The sequence below is a fragment of the Streptomyces sp. NPDC057445 genome (genome assembly GCF_042802855.1).
GTDB lineage: Bacteria > Actinomycetota > Actinomycetes > Streptomycetales > Streptomycetaceae > Streptomyces.
On sequence record NZ_JBHVDH010000002.1, the window covers coordinates 517633 to 533198 of the forward strand.

Sequence of the window (15566 nt, forward strand, 5' to 3'; positions counted from 1 at the left end):
TCGCCGTGCGTCCCGCCCCGGACCACCTCACCACTCCGAGGCGGTGTGGACGACGGCCCGTGCCGCGTCGTCGCCCCAGGCCAGTTCCCGCAGCAGGGCGAGCGGCCCCTCCTCCGGGTCGATCAGCGTGATGCCACGCCGCGCGTACTCGCGCGCCAGCTCCGGGCCCACCATTCCGGTGTGCACCCCGTCGGGCGCCCAGGGACCCCAGTGGACGGTCAGCGCCCGGCGTCCGGTGCGGGACGCCCAGTCCTCGCCAAGGCTCTCCATGGCGTCGTTGGCGGCGGCGTAGTCCGCCTGGCCCCGGTTTCCGAACACGGCCGAGACGCTGCCGAACAGGACGACGAACGACGGCCCGTCGGGCAGCTCCTCGAGCGCGGCGAGCAGGGAAGCGGCCCCCGACACCTTGGTGCCGTAGACCCGTTGGAAGGACTCGGCGGACTTGTCCTCGATCAGCCGGTCCTCGATGACACCGGCCGCGTGCACCACACCGTCCAGCCTGCCGTGTTCGGCGTGGATCTCCTTGACGGCCTGGAGGACCGCGGCGGGCTCGCGGCAGTCGACGCTGCGATAGCGGACCGTGCTGCCTGCGGCTTCGAGAGCGGCGATGGTGGCGGTCATCTCGCGCTGGGCGAGGATCAGTTCGGCTGCTCGGTCGATCTCGGCGGGGGAGCCGTGCTCCCCGCGGGAGGCGAGCACGGCGCGCAACGCGGCCCGGTCCCCGGCCGCCGCGGTCGCCGGATCCTCCGGCCCCGCGGGGGCGGGAGTTCTGCCCAGCAGTTCGACGCGGCAGCGGGAAGCCGTGGCGAGCGCGCCGGCGAACGTGGCCGTGATGCCACGGGCACCGCCGGTCAGCAGGACCACGGACTCACGGTCGAGACCGAGCGCGGCGGCTTCTGACGCGCCGTCTCCGGCTGGTCCTGCCCCGTTGGTGGCGAGCGGACCGAGCGGGACTTCGGCCAGTTCGAGCCCGAACCTGCCGTCGGGCCCGCGCAGCACGACCGGCGCGCCGCCGCCGGTTGCGGTCAGCTCCGCCAGCAGTGCGTCGGCGACCGCTTCCGGGGTGCTGAACAGGGGCGTCCCGCCCTCGTCCAGCTCGATCACGGCGACGGCAATCTCCGGATACTCATGGGCGATGGTGCGGAAGAGGCCGCGCAGTCCGGCTGTCCGCACCGCGGCGTGCCCGTCACCGGCGTACCGTACGGCGATGACCGTGCCGGGGCGGCGGCGCAGCGCTGCCTGGACGGCCGGGTAGGAGGCCGGCAGTACCGGCGCCCCGGACGCCGCCAGGGGGTCGAGGAGTAGCACACCGTCGAGCGGCCCGTCCTGCTCTGCGAGCAGATGCCCGGAGCCGAACGTGACGGCTGTGGCGCCGCGTTCGCCGAGCTTGGTCGCGAGCATCGAGGCCGTTCCGGTGAGTTCGCCGTCACCGTCGCCCAGCAGCGCGAACCGCCGGCCCGTAAGGGCGAGTTCTGTCTCGGGCCCCGGGGTGGCGGGCAGGGGCACCCGGCGTTGCAGGAACCGCTTCGGGGCGGCCACGGCCGCGGGCGGCGCGGCGAGCATGCCTGCAGGGGCCGGTGCCAGGACCGGTGACGGCGGGCTGCCGGCGCCGGACGCCGTGGAGTTCGCGGCCCCGGCAGCCGGTACGGGCAGCGGCCCGGGCCCTGCCGGGAACGCAGCCATGGAGGGCGCCGTGACCGGGGCCAGGGGCAGGGGATCACCGGCGCCCGGATCGACGGAACTCTCGTCGGCGGCCGATGCGTGCTGCTGTCCGGGCGCCGCCGCAGCCGTGCCGGAGGACATGAGCGCGGCGAGCCGGGCCGCCACCGCTGCCGCGGTCCGCGCCTTGGCGAGCTCCTCCATCCCGGCGTCGTCCAACGTGGCCGCGCTCGCGTCCATGACGCCTGCCGCGACCAGCCGTCCGGCCAGCTCACCGACGATCTCGGTGCGCTTGATCGAGTCGACGCTCAGATCCGCTTCGAGATCGAGGCCGGGCTCGACCATGTCCGCCGGATAGCCGGTGCGTTCGCTGATGATCTCCACGACCATGCGCAGCAGGTCCTGCTCGGACGGCATCGCTGAGGGGGCCTTGCCACCCTCCGGCGCCGGTGGCGGGACCTTGGTGGCCGGAGCGGGAGCCGGGGCCGGTAACGGCTGAGCCCAGGGCTGCGCGGCGACTGCCACAGCGGGCCCGGTGGGCACGGCGGCCACGGAGTCGCCCGGCAGGCCGACCGCCTGGCCGCCGAAGTACGTCAGCAGGACGTCGCGCTGCGCTGCCACCATCTCCCTGCTGGACCGCAGGAATTCGGCGATCAGGGCATCCTGGCGGGCCGCGGCCCCCTCGGCCGCCCCGTCGGTGTGGTTCGTCGTCACAGTGGTCTCCACGACACGTCGGGCCGGTGCCAGCGCACCGGGCAGAAGATCGCCGGACGCGGTGCGGACCAGATGCCCGTCGACCGTCCAGCCGGGCTGCCGCTCGGTGGCGGCGCGGCCCGCGTCCACCGCGTCGCGCCCCCGGAACATCCAGCCGGTGCGTACGGGCAGTCCGGCCACCGCGAGCCGGGCCAGGGCGTCCAGCAGCCCGGACAGTCCGCTGCCGGGGCGGGGCTCGCACGCGACGGTGCGGTGCGGCCGGTCGCCGAGGATGTCGGCGACGAGCCGGGTCAGTACCCGTCCGGGCCCTGCCTCGACGAACACCCTCGCCCCGGCCTCGTACATCGCCTCGATCTGGTCGACGAACCGGACCGGTGCGCCGATCTGGGCCGCCAGTTCCGCACGGATCGCGTCGGGGTCGTGCTCGTAGGGACGGGCTGTGCGGTTCGACCACACCGGGAACTCGGGGGCGCGTACGGGCCGTTCGGCCAGAATGCGCGCGAAGGGCTCCGCCGCCCCGGCGACCAGCGGACTGTGGAAGGCGCAGCCCACGGGAAGACGTTTCGCGCCGTGGCCCGCCTCGCGCAGCAGCCGTACGGCCGCGTCCACGGCAGCCGTCGGGCCGGAGACGACCGTCTGGCGTGGTGTGTTGTGGTTGGCGATGACCACCCCGCTGCCGAGTGCCGGTGAGCCGGCGGCGCTCAGCGTCCGTTCGACGACCTGGGAGGACGCCGAGACCGCGGCCATGGCTCCCGGTTCGTTCCCGGCCGCGGCGAGGATCGCGCGGGCGCGCTCGCTGCTCAGCTCCAGCAGGGTGTCCGGTTCGATGGCGCCGGCCGCGCACAGGGCGACCAGCTCCCCGTAACTGTGGCCTGCCGCCAGGTCCGGGCGGATCCCCGACCGGCCGAGCAGTGTATGGGCGGCGAGATCCACCATTCCGAGGGCCGGCTGTGCGGCCCGGGTGTCCATGAGCGCGGCCCGCAGACGCTCGTCGCCGCCGTCGTCGAAAGCCGCCGGCGGATACAGCGCGGCGGTGGTGCCGCCGCCGAGAGCCAGCAGATGATGCAGCTCGGGAAAGGCCGCGAAGACATCGGCGAACATCCCTGGCCGCTGGCTGCCCTGACCGGGGAAGAGGAACGCGACCTTGCCGTCCGCCCGTGCCGCCGCGTCGGCTCTGTGGATGCCCGCAGCCGGGTCGTGTTCGCCGGCCAGGACGCGGCGCAGCTGTGCGCACAGCCCCTCCGGACCGGTGGCGACGACGGCGACCTGTACGGGACCGTCGGCCGTGTCGCCGCGCCGGGAGGCGGCCGCGGCCAGATCGCGCAGCCTCAGCCGCCCGGGGCCGTTCACATCGGCCGCCGCGAGATCCAGGAGGTCCTCCACGGCCCGGTGGGCGGCCCGGACATCCGCACCGCGGAAGGTGAACAGCTCGGCCGGCCAGACGTCCCGGCCGTGCACCGGGGGAACGGCGCCGCCGTGGGCGCTCAGTACGACATGGAAGTTGGTGCCGCCGAACCCGAACGCGCTCAGCCCCGCGATCCGTCGCTCGGGCGGCGCCGCCCACGGCAGCGCCTCACGGTGGAAGGCGAAGGGGCTGCGGCCGTCCTTCCACGCGGGGTTGGGGTGTGCCAGATGCAGCGTCGGCGGTCTGACCCCGGTGTGCAGGGCCATGGCGGTCTTGATGAGTCCGGCCAGTCCCGCCGCGCACTTGGTGTGCCCGATCTGCGACTTGACCGATCCCAGGACACAGCTGCCAGGACCCGCCCCGGCCGCTTCGAACACCTCGGTGAGTACGTTCAGTTCGGTACGGTCGCCGACCACGGTCCCGGTCCCGTGCGCCTCGACCAGCCCGACGTCCGCGGGCGAGGTCCCCGCGTTGCGGTACGCCCGGGCCAGCGCCGCGTGCTGGCCCTCGGGCCTGGGAGCGGTCAGGCCGAGCGAACGGCCGTCGCTGGAGCTGCCGACGCCCTTGATCACGCCGTAGATCCGATCGCCGTCGCGTTCCGCGTCGGCCAGCCGTTTGAGCACCACGCAGGCCACGCCCTCCCCGAGGGCGATTCCGTCGGCGGAGCTGTCGAAGGCCTTCGAGCGGCCGGTGGGGGAGAGCGCGTGCACCGACGAGAAGAGCACGTAGTCGTTGACGCCGTTGTGCAGATCGGCGCCCCCGCACAGCACGAGATCGCTGGTGCCGGCGATCAGCTCCTTGCAGGCGACGTCCACTGCGGCGAGCGAGGAGGCACACGCCGCGTCGACGGTGAAGTTCGGCCCGCCGAGGTCGAGACGGTTCGCGATGCGGCCGGAGATCACATTGGCGAGCATGCCGGGGAACGAGTCCTCCGTCAGCTGGGGCAGCTGCCCCTCCAGGCCCTCGGGCACCGCTCCGAAGTAGGAGGGCAGGACGGCGCGGAGTGTGGCCGCGTTGGACAGGTCGCTGCCCGCTTCGGCGCCGAACACCACGCCCGTGCGCGTACGGTCGAAGTCCCGGCCGCCCTCGCCGTACCCCGCGTCGTCGAGTGCCCGCCGGGCGGACTCCAGGGCCAGCAGCTGTACGGGCTCGATGCTGCCGAGCGAGGCGGGGGGTATGCCGTAGCGCAGCGGGTCGAAGGGCACCGGGGACAGGAAGCCTCCCCATCGGGAGGTGACCTCACCACCGGCCTCGGCGAAGTGCACGGCCGGGTCCCAGCGTTCGGCGGGGACCTCGCCGACCGCGTCGACACCGTCGAGGACGTTCGCCCAGAACGTGGCGAGGTCCGGTGCCCCCGGAAACATGCAGGCCATCCCCACCACGGCCACATCCAGCGGTGGAGGCGACGCCGGTTCAGCGGGTGTGGCGTCCACGAGGCCGAGGTGTGAGCGGAGCCGCTGCGTCCGTTCGGTGAGAAACCGCGCGGCGCCGGAGACCACCGAGGCGTGCAGCTCTGCGACGGTGGTGGTCGCCGAACGCAGCACCGCGACCTCTCCGGCCATGAACATGCCGTCGGTCAGCTGGCGTTCCTCACCCACGGCAGCCAGGTCGCCGTTCCCGTTCCGTTCCGTTCCTTTGGCCGCGATCCGCAGCCTTCCGACGTTGACCCGCTCCAGCCGCTCCCAGATCTCCCTGTCGTCGGCGCCCTCGTTCCGCAACCCGGCCGCCAGCGCCCGGAAGCCGTCGCTGAACGGGCTCGGCACACAGCGGGTGGCATGGCCCGGCGCGGTTTCCAGGAGGGTGGTGCTCCGCGCCGCCAGGACCTGCCGCTGGAACAGCGGCTGGACCGCGCCGCGCCCCACCGCCTCCTCCGTGAACAGATAGGCCGTACCCATGAGGACGCCGACGGCGCAGCCGCGTGCGGTCAGAGGTGCGGCGAGCGCGGCGGCCATGGCGGACGAACGCTCGTCGTGGATGCCGCCGGCGAGGAACACCTCGATCTGCTCGGCCGTGGCCCTGGCGGTGGCCTCGTCCGCTCCTCGCCGTACTCCCTCGATGAACTCCTCGAGCACGGCGAGCTGGGCCTCCCACAGGGGGAAGCTGTTGCGGGGGCCGACATGGCCGCCGCATTCGGCGCCCTCGAAGACGAACCGCCGGGCGCCCGCGTCGAGGAACTGCCGCAGCAGACCGGGCGAGGGGACGTGGAGAAACGCCTTGATCCCGGCCTGTTCCAGCACCCGCGCCTGCGAGGGCCGGCCGCCGGCGACGACGGCGTGGGTGGGGCGGCACGCCCGTACCGCCTCCAACTGGGCGGCTCGGGTCTCCTCCGGTGCGAAGCCCAGAATTCCGACGCCCCACGGCCTGCCGTCCAGGACGCGCCGGGCCTCCTCCAGCATCGACCGGGACTGCTCGCCGCCGGCGAGTGCCAGGGCCAGGAAGGGCAGGGCTCCCTCGTCGGCGACAGCGGCTGCGAAGTCCGCGCGGTCGCTGACCCGGGTCATCGGGCCCTGCGCGACGGGGAGCCGGGTTCCGAGCGCCCTGCTCATCGGCGAGCCGGGCCGCAGGGGCCGTATGGCGTTCTCGTCGCGTACCGCGTCCTGTACGGCGGCGACCACCGCGCGGACGGCCCGGCCGGTGTCGCCCCATCGCTCGGCGAAGCGGGCGGCGAGGAAGCCGTCCTGTCCGACGTGCAGACCGGTCCCGGGGTTGTCGTCGCGGTGGCTGCGGTTCCCGCTGCGGCCGGTGGAGCTCGGGTCGTTCCTGTCGTTCCCGTCGGCCGTCTCACGGGTGGCCCGTGGCAGCCTGCCGCGCCGGAGCAGGACCCGGTGGCCGTCGGCCACGGTGGTCTCCGAGCCGTCCATGGTCCGCAGCAACGCCGCGACGGCGTCGGGAACTTGGGACTCGGCCAGCAGCGCCAGTTGGGTGTCCAGGACCACTCCCGCCGCCCCGCCGACGATCGCGGCAGCCGCGGTTCCCGGCGCGATGCCTCCACAGGCCCACACCGGGACGTCGAGTAACTCGTCCGCCGCGAGCAGCTGTTGGAGCAGGACGAAGGTGCTCAGCTCGCCGATCGGCCCACCGCACTCGCTGCCGCGGGCGATCAGGCCGGCGACCCCGGAGCGGGAGGCGCGGCGCGCCTCGTCCAGCCCGGTGACCTCGGCGAGCACCCGGTGTCCGGACGGAACGTCCTCCACCGTCCAGGCCGATCCGGGGGCGAGGACCACGGTGCGGGGCCCGTCGGCGTCCGGGCCGGGGCCCAGTTCGCCGGGCCCCATCCGGCAGCGGGGGCCGACCCGCACGCCGTAGGGGCCCTGGGCCCAGCGTCGCAGGGACGCCAGGGCTGCTCTCGCTCTGTGGTCCCCGGTGCCCAGGTCGAGCACCCCCAGCCCGCCGGCGCGGCACACCGCGGCGGCGAGGCGGGCGTCCGGCTCATCGAATGGGGTAGTTCCGATGACCAGGTCCGCGACGTGCTCTGCCGACGTCATAATTCTCCGAATTCGCGTTGGCGTTGCCCGGAGGTTAAATTTAGGTCAATCAGAAGCGCAGGATGTGCAGGGACTTGCAATGCCCGCCGGAGGAAATTCGGGCCATCGGCCGAACGGCTTGAAGATAGCGTCAAGTTACTTAGCGGTCAACCATTGGTCAATGGCGGCACGGGCTTGCCGTTCGGGTGGGCCGGCGCGGAGAAAGAATGCGGACATGGCGAAATCGGGCGGCGAGGAGGAAGGCTCGCTGCCCGGATCCACCACGGGAATGCGCAAAGGAAGTCGGGGGGTGGCCGTGGGGGGAGGTGCGGGGAATGCGGCGGCGCGGCCCGTCATCCTTACGCGTCCGTGAAGGGGCTGTCAATATCGAAATCAAGATCTTCTGACGGCTCGTCAGGAAGAAGGGATCCGGGGCGACCCCTCGCCGTTCGGTCGCGGGTATGCGGATGTGAGCGCTTTCCTCTGGTCTTCCTTCGGGGGAGTGGCGTAAAAGAGGCTGGCGAATCGGTGCGGGTGGATTTCCGGCCGGAGGTCGTGCTGCCGGGATGCCGTATTCCGCCATGGATGATCCGCGCATCCCGGATGTGCGTGCCGGGTGCCCGGCAGCGGCCCACGGTGCCTTTTCGCCATCCGGGGTCCGGGCGGGGCCTGCCGTGGTCCCTCCAGGGCTCAGGCCGGTCCTTCCGTCTTCTCCTTGGCCGCTTTGAGCTTCAGCCACACCGCGCTGAGCGCCTCGAGGTCGTCCCGGTCGAGGAGGTCGGTGAAGGCGGGGGCCAGGGTCTCCCGTCGTGTGGCGTCGGCCTCCGTGAAGAGCCGGTGGCCCGCCGGGGTGAGCGCGACCTCGACCGAGCGGGCGTCCTTGGCGGACGGTGTACGGGTCACCAGTCCGCGGGCCTGGAGGGCGTCGACGACGCGGGACACCTGGCTGCGGCTGAGCATCGTGCTGTTCCCCAGGACCGAGGCCGGGACCGGGTCCGGGCTCGAGGCCAGCCAGAGCATGACCTCGAACCAGGAGGCCGGGAGGTCGTGGGCCTTGCTGAGGGCGCGGTCGACGCGTTCGGTGAGGGTGGTGCCGGCCCAGACCAGCCCGTAGAAGGCGTGGTCGGCGACGGGCATCTCGGCCTGCGTGAGCTTCCTTTTCGGCATAGCCTGAGTCTACGTGTTGCGTGCGCACGCACATAATGGTTATGGTGTGTGTACACGCACTGAACCGGATCCCGACTCCGCCTCCGAAAGGCCCCACCATGTCTTCCTCCACCTCCAAGGTCGTTCTGATCACCGGCACCTCCTCCGGCATCGGCCTCGCCGCTGCTGTCGCCGCGGCCAAGGCCGGCTGGCACACCGTGGCCACGCTGCGCGACCCCGGCCGCGCCGACGCGCTGCGCAAGGCTGCCGCCGAGGCGGGGGTGGAGCTCGACATACGGCAGCTCGACGTGACGGACGAGGCCTCCGTGGCCGCCGCGGTCGACGGCGTGATCGCCGACCACGGCCGTCTGGACGCAGTGATCAACAACGCCGGTGCCGGACACGTCGGCACGCTGGAGAACGAGACCGTGGACGACGTCCGCAAAGTCATGGAGGTCAACTTCTTCGGCGTGCTCCACGTCTCCAAGGCCGCACTGCCGCACCTGCGCGCCTCCGGCGGCCGTCTGATCACCGTGACCAGCGTCGGCGGTGTCATCGGCCAGCCGTTCAACGAGGCGTACTGCGCCGCGAAGTTCGCCGTCGAGGGCTACATGGAGAGCCTGGCCCCCGTCGCGGCCACGCTCGGCGTGAGCGTGTCCGTCGTCGAGCCGGGCGCCGTGGCCACCGAGTTCGTCAACAACATCGGGCTCGATGTGGAGGCCGAGATCGCCGCCGCCGGCCCGTACGGCCCGGCCATGGGCAACTACATCAACCGCACGGTCGCCCAGTTCAGCAACAGCGCCCAGACCCCCGCCGAGGCGGCCGTGGCCGTGCTGGAGGCGCTCACCGCGGACAGCCCGGCGTTCCGCCTCCAGACCTCCGACTGGGCCCGTGGCTTCACCGGCACCAAGCTCTCCGACCTGGACGGCTCGGCGGTGCTGGGCCTCACCGGCGGCTGGGTCGCCTGAAGGCAACCGTGTCGCCTGAAGGTGAACCGTTCGCCTGACGGCAACGACGTCGCCTGACGACAGAGATGCCGGCCCGGCCCACCGCTGCGCGGGAGCCGGGCCGGCTGATCGTTGCTGAGCCTGTCGGTGCGGTCTTCGAGGACGACTCCGCGGCGTCGTTGAGGCGCACCGCCCGCCGGAGGCGGGGACATCGGCCTCGTAGCGGGCGTGCGCACGTCTCGGACAACGCTGCGTCGGCATTCCCCGTGCGCGAAGGGCTACGGGGACCGCCGTGCCGAGGGCACCTCCCCGGCCAGCGTCCCGAGTCGGAGATTTCCGGACAGTTCCCGCCGCCGGGCGCCACGTTCACGATCGACGGTGAGGTCGGCATTCGCAAGCGCCCCGCAGGCCCGGGATACCGATTCACGGACAGAGAACTGCCGACGAAATCCTGACTCAGGACACCAGGGCCATTCGTTCGGATCCCGCCGGGCGACGGAACGTCCACGCGATGCGCGAGGCGGGCGTACCGCCCGGGCGAAGCGCCTACGACGGCGCGGCCCGAACGCGATCGCCCGGACGAGGTCTACGCGGGCGCCGGGCCGGCTTCCGGCGCGAGTGCAGCCGTACGGCCGCCCGGCCATCCGCCCAGAGCGGTTGCCAGCTGCGCCCGGGACCGGACGTCCAGTTTCTGGTAGATCCGGGTCAGCCGGGCCTCCACCGTCTTCACGCTCAGATACAGCCTGGCCGCCGCCTCCTGGTTGCTGGCACCCTGGCCGACCATCTGCGCGAGGCGCAGCTCCGCCTCCGTGAGGGCGGAGAGGGCGCCGCGCCCGGCCTGGGCCGGCTCGGGCCCACCGGCCGGGGTCTCGGTGGCAAGTCCCAGCCAGGGAGCCGCGCCCGCCCGTTCGAAGATCTCGGCTGCCCTGTGCAGCGCGGTCTGCGCGGCCGACCGCCTGCGGCGGCGGCGCTCCACACGGGCGAGAGCCACCAGCGCCCGTCCGCCTTCCAGCGGCAGCCCTGCCGTCATGAAATGCTCGGCGGTCGCGTTCAGCAGTTCTGCCGCCGCGTCCAGCTTTCCGCTCGCCGCCAGATACAGGGCGTACGCCCGGTCGCAGCCGAGCAGCACCGTCGTACGGCCCAGACGTTCCGCGACAGGACGGACATCGGCGAGAAGGGACGCGGCCTCCTCCGAGGCGTCGTTGGCCACCAGCGCCTCGGCCAGTTCCTCGTGCCAGCGCAGCATGGACGGGTCGACGGTCGCCTGTGCCCGTTCGCCGGACTGGACCCGGCGCAGCGTCTCCAGGGCGTTCGCCACGTCGCCGGTGACGAGCTGGACCCGGCCGAGCGCGTAGAGGCTCCGGGAGAGGAAGATGTGGTCCCCCTCCTCCTCGGACGCCTGGGCGCTGCGCCGCGCGTAGCTCGCGGCGCGCGCGAAGCTGCCGCCCGCGGTCTCCGCGAGCGCCAGCGCGTACCAGGCGGGCCCGGGCGAGAGTCCCGCCTCCAGCGTCAGGGCGAGGGAGCGCCCGGCGTGCGAGAGCGCCGCAGCGCACTGCCCGTGACGGGCCTCCACCTCGGCGAGCGTACGGAACAGCTCGATCGCGTCCTCCACCGAGCCGCGGCGCTCGACCAGCGGCAGAAGGGCGTTCAGCTGGTCACGGGCATCGGTGAGGCGGTCGTCGAACAGGGCATGCCGGATCGTGAGTATCTGTGCGGCATTGCGGATGCCGAGCGGACGTTCCACCATTTCGAGCGCCCGGGCCTCCTGGAGCACCCTCTCGGCGTCGGGCGAGCCCAGGACGCGTTCCATGCGCGCCTGCACGGTCAGCGCCGTGGCCGCCGTCATCCGGTCGCCCACCGACGCGGCGAGTGCGGCGGACTCGATGGCGGCGGCCCTGGACCGTACCGGATCGCCGTCGGCCAGGACGTACTTCACCGCGAGCCGCAGCTGTACGGCCGCCCGCAGCGCCGTGTCGCCCTCTGAGTCCTCCATCGCGTGGACGTAGATCTCGTCGAGACCGGTCAGCCCCTGACCTGCCGTGTCCAGTACCGCCAGCCGTGCCCGCACCCGGTCGGCGGGTGAGGCGTCGCGGGCGAGAAGGTCGGTGGCGGCGCGCATCGCCAGGTCGGCGCGAGCCGCCCTGGCCGCTTCCTCGGCAGCGTCAACGAGCCGGGCGATCCGCTGTGCGCCATGGCGGCCGGGCGTGGACTCGGCCGCCAGCAGGGCGAGTTCGGCGGCCAGCGCGTTGTTGCCGCGCTGCCGCGCGGTGTCGGCCGCCGCCGCGACCTCGGCCGCCAGCCGCTCGTCGGGAATGTCGGTGGCCAGTGCCCGGTGGCGCACCTCTTCGACGGGGTCGTCCACGACCCGCGCGAGCGCGGCGTGCCCCTCGCTGCGCTCGGTCCAGCAGGCGTCGTGCACCAGTGTCGAGGGCAGCAGGCCGGCCGTGAAGGCCACCGTCCCGTCCTCGGTCAATGAGATCAGCCCGGCCCGTTCGGCGGCCGCGAGATCGGCCTCTGCGGTGGGACGGCCGGCTCGGCGGATCAGCGAGGCGGTCGGACGCAGCGCGAGCGCAGCGAGCAGGAGGGTGTCCCGTACGGCAGGCCGGACGGCGCCGAGCAGCTGCCGCGCGAGATCGCGGGCGCGTCCCGAAAGGGACAGCGACTCGGCATGGTGCACCGGGGTGCGGGCGTCGGCGAGTGAGCGGCCGACCGCGAGCGCGAGGCGCGGATTACCGCCGCTCGTCTTGTGGATACGCCCGGCCATCCGTGACGGAAGCCGGTGGTGGATGAGGAGTTCGGCGATGTCGTCGGCGTGCAGCGGCGGTACGAACACCACGTCCGCCTCCGACGGCACCCACAGCGGCTCCGGGCCCGCGGTGTCCGTACCGGGGCCGTGCGCCTCCGGCGTCTCGATCGCGATGACCCGCAGCGTCGGCGGAGCCAGATGCAGAGCGAACCGCAGCAGATCGGCGCTGTCGGCATCCATGCGCTGGGCACCGTCGACGAGGAGCAGGACCGGTTCGCGTGCGGCGAGGGTGCGCAGGATCTGCGCGAGGGCCAGCCGCAGGGCGATGGGATCCCAGCCGTCCTCGGGTATGGGCGCCTCCCGGCAGAGCATGGCGACGGCGGCCCGCTGGGGGCCGGGCAGGCCGTCGAGGATGTCGTGCACGCCGTGCGTCCCGCCCGGCGGAACGGATTCCGGATCTGCGTGCGCGGCGGCGCTCGCGCGGGCCGTGGCCACGAGCGCCGCGGCCGTCGCACCCGGGATGTCGCGGTCCGTGGGGAGCGTCGCGAGCCAGAGAACGGTTTCGCCGCGGGACTCGGAGCGGGCCGCGATGGCCATCGCGGCCTCGGTCTTGCCCACACCGGCCGAGCCCGTGAGCAGAGCGCGCCCGCGCGTCTGCAGGACCCGCTCGAGTCGCTCGATGACTTCCGCCCGGCCGACCGGCGCGGAGCGGTACACCGCGGACGTCACCTGCCCACCACCACCTTCCGGCGTGCGCGGGCCCCCTGCCCGTTCGTGCAGAGGATACGAAGCAGATCGCCCCAGTCCAGGCCCTGTGTCCGACATGCGGACAGGTCTGGACCGGTGCAGCGGCGGGGCGCGCCCGCGGCATATGCCCGCGAACGCGCCCCTGACCAGCGATGATGCCTGCTGGAGACTGTCTCAGAACGTGAGACTCCAGCTGTCGATGTAGCCGGTGTCACCCGAGGCCACGTCCCGGACCTGCAGCTTCCAGGTGCCGTTGGCGACCTCGCTGGACGCGTCGACCGTGTACGTCGTGAGGACGTTGTCGGCGCTGTCGGAGCCGGAGGAGGCCTTCAGGTTGCGCACGGTGCCGTCGGGGGCGATCAGGTCGATGACCAGGTCGCCGCGCCAGGTGTGCTTGATGTCCACGTCGACCTTGAGGGCGGCGGGGGCGTTGCCGGTGCGGCCGGTGACGGCGATCGAGGACGACACGGTGCTGTTGTCGCTGATCGTGACATCCGTGCCGTTGGTGAACGTCGCACCGCCGGGGGTGGTGCCGGTGACGGCGTTCACGGTCTTGGCCGCGTCCGCGATTCCGGTGCCGCAGCCGCCGGTGCAGGTGCCGGGCAGCGGGCGGGCGTTGGCCTTGATCGCGGACTCGATGTCCGCGGGGGTCAGCGCCGGCTTGGCGGACTCCAGCAGCGCGGCCAGACCCGCGATGTGCGGGGCGGCCATCGAAGTGCCCTGGTAGGGCTTGTAGTTCTCGGTGGACTGGGTGGTGGCCCCGGAGTTCAGCGTGGAGAGGATGCCGTTCTCGGGGGTGGTGACGGTGCCGGGCGTGTCGGTCGCACGGCGGGTCTCACCACCGGGTGCGGCGACATCGACGATGCTGCCGAAGTTCGAGTAGAAGGAGCGGTTGCCCTCACGGCTGGTGGAGGCCACGTTGATGATGTTGGCGCAGTTGGCCGGGGTGAACCCGGAGGCGTTGGCGTTGCTGTTGCCCGCCGCGACGACCACCGTCGTGCCGCGCGACACGGCACCGTTGATGGCGTTCTGGTAGACGCTCGGGCAGGTGGAGCTGGCGCCGCCGAGGCTCATGTTGATGACCTTGGCGGGGGTGGGGTTCGCCGGGACACCCGGCACACTGCCGCCGGACGCCCAGGTGATCGCGTCGGCGATGTCCGCGGACGAGCCGCCGCACTTGCCGAGCACACGCACGGGCTGGATCTTCGCGTTGTACGCGATACCCGCGACGCCCTTGCTGTTGAGCGTCGTCGCCGCGATGGTGCCCGCGACGTGCGTACCGTGCCAGGAGGAGTTGCCCGCCGTGGAGCCGAGGCCGCACTCGCCGTCGGTGGCGTTCCAGTCGCCCTCGTCCTTGGCGTTGCTGTCGCGGCCGTTGCCGTCACGGGCGTCCGCGGAGCTCGAGATGAAGTCGTAGCCGGAGATCACGTTGCCGGCCACATCCGAGTGGGTGGCGTAGCCGGTGTCGATGACCGCGACGGTGACACCGCTGCCGGTGGACTTGTCCCAGGCGCCCGGCACGTTCATGCCGCCGGTGGCCTCGAAGAGGTCCCACTGCTTCGTGTATTCGGTGTCGTTGGGGGTGACCGCCATCGCGTAGGCGCGGATGTCGGGCTCCACGGACGCCACCGAGGGGTCGGCGCGGAAGGCGTCCATCACCTCGGTGAGGTCCTTCTTGGAGGCCTCACCGCCCAGGTCGACGAGGGCCGCGCCGCCGGCGAGCCGGCGCTCGAAGGCCAGCTTCTCGCCGGTCTCGGTGCCCTTGGTCGCGGCGTCGCTCTTCGCCGCCGCGTTGGAACTGGCCTCTGCAGCCCGGGACTTGTAGGTGACGATGACCTTGTCGACCGGTGCGGCCGGCAGCTTGGTCATCGACTGCGAAGCCGGAGCGGGCTTCGGCGAGGGGTCCGCCGGGGCGGCGGCGAGCGCCACGGCGGAAGTGGCGGCGACACCCAGGATCGTGGCGGTCGCGGCCACGACGGATATGAGTCTCCGTCCGGAACCGTTCAAGGTGTTCCCTTTCAAGACGCTGCGGAGCGCGGACGTGCGGCGCGGAACCGCGGTTCGCTGTGGGGGTGCGATCCGTGGTTCCCCGGGCCGGGTCGCCCGCGCGCCGCCGCCGACGCGACGGCCCCTGGTCAAGAGCCGTCACCGGGCGAAACACCGTGTTTACATGCACCTGACATACACGAGTCAGGAGCCGGGAATCGCCGGTGCGGCAGACAGTAGGGAACGACGAGATGAACCCGATACGGGGAAAACCCTTGTCGCCCGCGAGGGGGCACCCGGGGGCGTGTCCGTACCGGTCCCGGCCCGCTCCCGTGAGCGCGCTCCGCCCGGCGTCCTCGTGCCCGCCACCGGCCCGCTCAGCTCGCTCCTGCGCTCGGGATCAACGTGCCCGGCGCCGCTGCCAGGGCGCGGCCGTTCGCCCGGGTAGGCGAGGCCCCGCCTGTCCGGCCGGACGGGTGCGACAGCCGGGGTGCGGCCCCGGGGGCCGTTCGGGACCTCGTGTTCCGCTGGTTCGGGCGCGTGGGAGCGCCGGTTGAGCGGCCGGGGCGCCGATGGTCCTGCGGTCTCTTGGCGCTTCGGCGGGGTCGGGTTCCCGGCAGGCCGTTCGTACGCGCTCCGGCCGGGACGGGGGTGACCAGCCCCGGGGCGGCCGGGCGGGTGCGAACCCGTCGGCGACGCGGGGCCGGGCAGCCCGGCCCCGCGCCCGCGGGGGGGCGTACAGCCCCGGCGCC

The 15566-nt window shown here is 72.9% G+C and carries 5 protein-coding genes; 1 reads left to right on the forward strand and 4 read right to left on the reverse strand.

Features of this window, described 5'->3' with window-relative positions; all coding sequences use genetic code 11:
- Window positions 1–27: 27 nt before the first annotated feature.
- A complete protein-coding gene (locus tag ACFU5O_RS07170) occupies window positions 28–7263 on the reverse strand; it encodes an SDR family NAD(P)-dependent oxidoreductase (RefSeq protein ID WP_384237400.1) in 7236 nt (2411 codons plus the stop codon).
- Between the two features lie 669 nt (window positions 7264–7932).
- Window positions 7933–8409, reverse strand: coding sequence for a MarR family winged helix-turn-helix transcriptional regulator (locus ACFU5O_RS07175; protein ID WP_384237402.1), 477 nt, complete (start codon window positions 8407–8409; stop codon window positions 7933–7935).
- Window positions 8410–8507: 98 nt separating this feature from the next.
- Here ACFU5O_RS07175 and ACFU5O_RS07180 point away from each other — a divergent pair, with 98 nt between their 5' ends.
- Window positions 8508–9356 (forward strand): SDR family oxidoreductase, encoded by an 849-nt coding sequence (locus tag ACFU5O_RS07180; protein WP_384237404.1) that lies wholly within the window; start codon window positions 8508–8510, stop codon window positions 9354–9356.
- Between the two features lie 565 nt (window positions 9357–9921).
- Here ACFU5O_RS07180 and ACFU5O_RS07185 read toward each other — a convergent pair.
- Both ACFU5O_RS07185 and ACFU5O_RS07190 read right to left on the reverse strand, forming a co-directional pair.
- A complete protein-coding gene (locus ACFU5O_RS07185; protein ID WP_384237406.1) occupies window positions 9922–12810 on the reverse strand; it encodes an AAA family ATPase in 2889 nt (962 codons plus the stop codon).
- 192 nt (window positions 12811–13002) lie between these two features.
- Window positions 13003–14802 carry a S8 family serine peptidase gene (locus ACFU5O_RS07190; protein WP_384237408.1) on the reverse strand — a complete coding sequence of 600 codons (1800 nt, stop codon included), beginning with the start codon at window positions 14800–14802 and terminating at the stop codon, window positions 13003–13005.
- Between the last annotated feature and the right edge of the window lie 764 nt (window positions 14803–15566).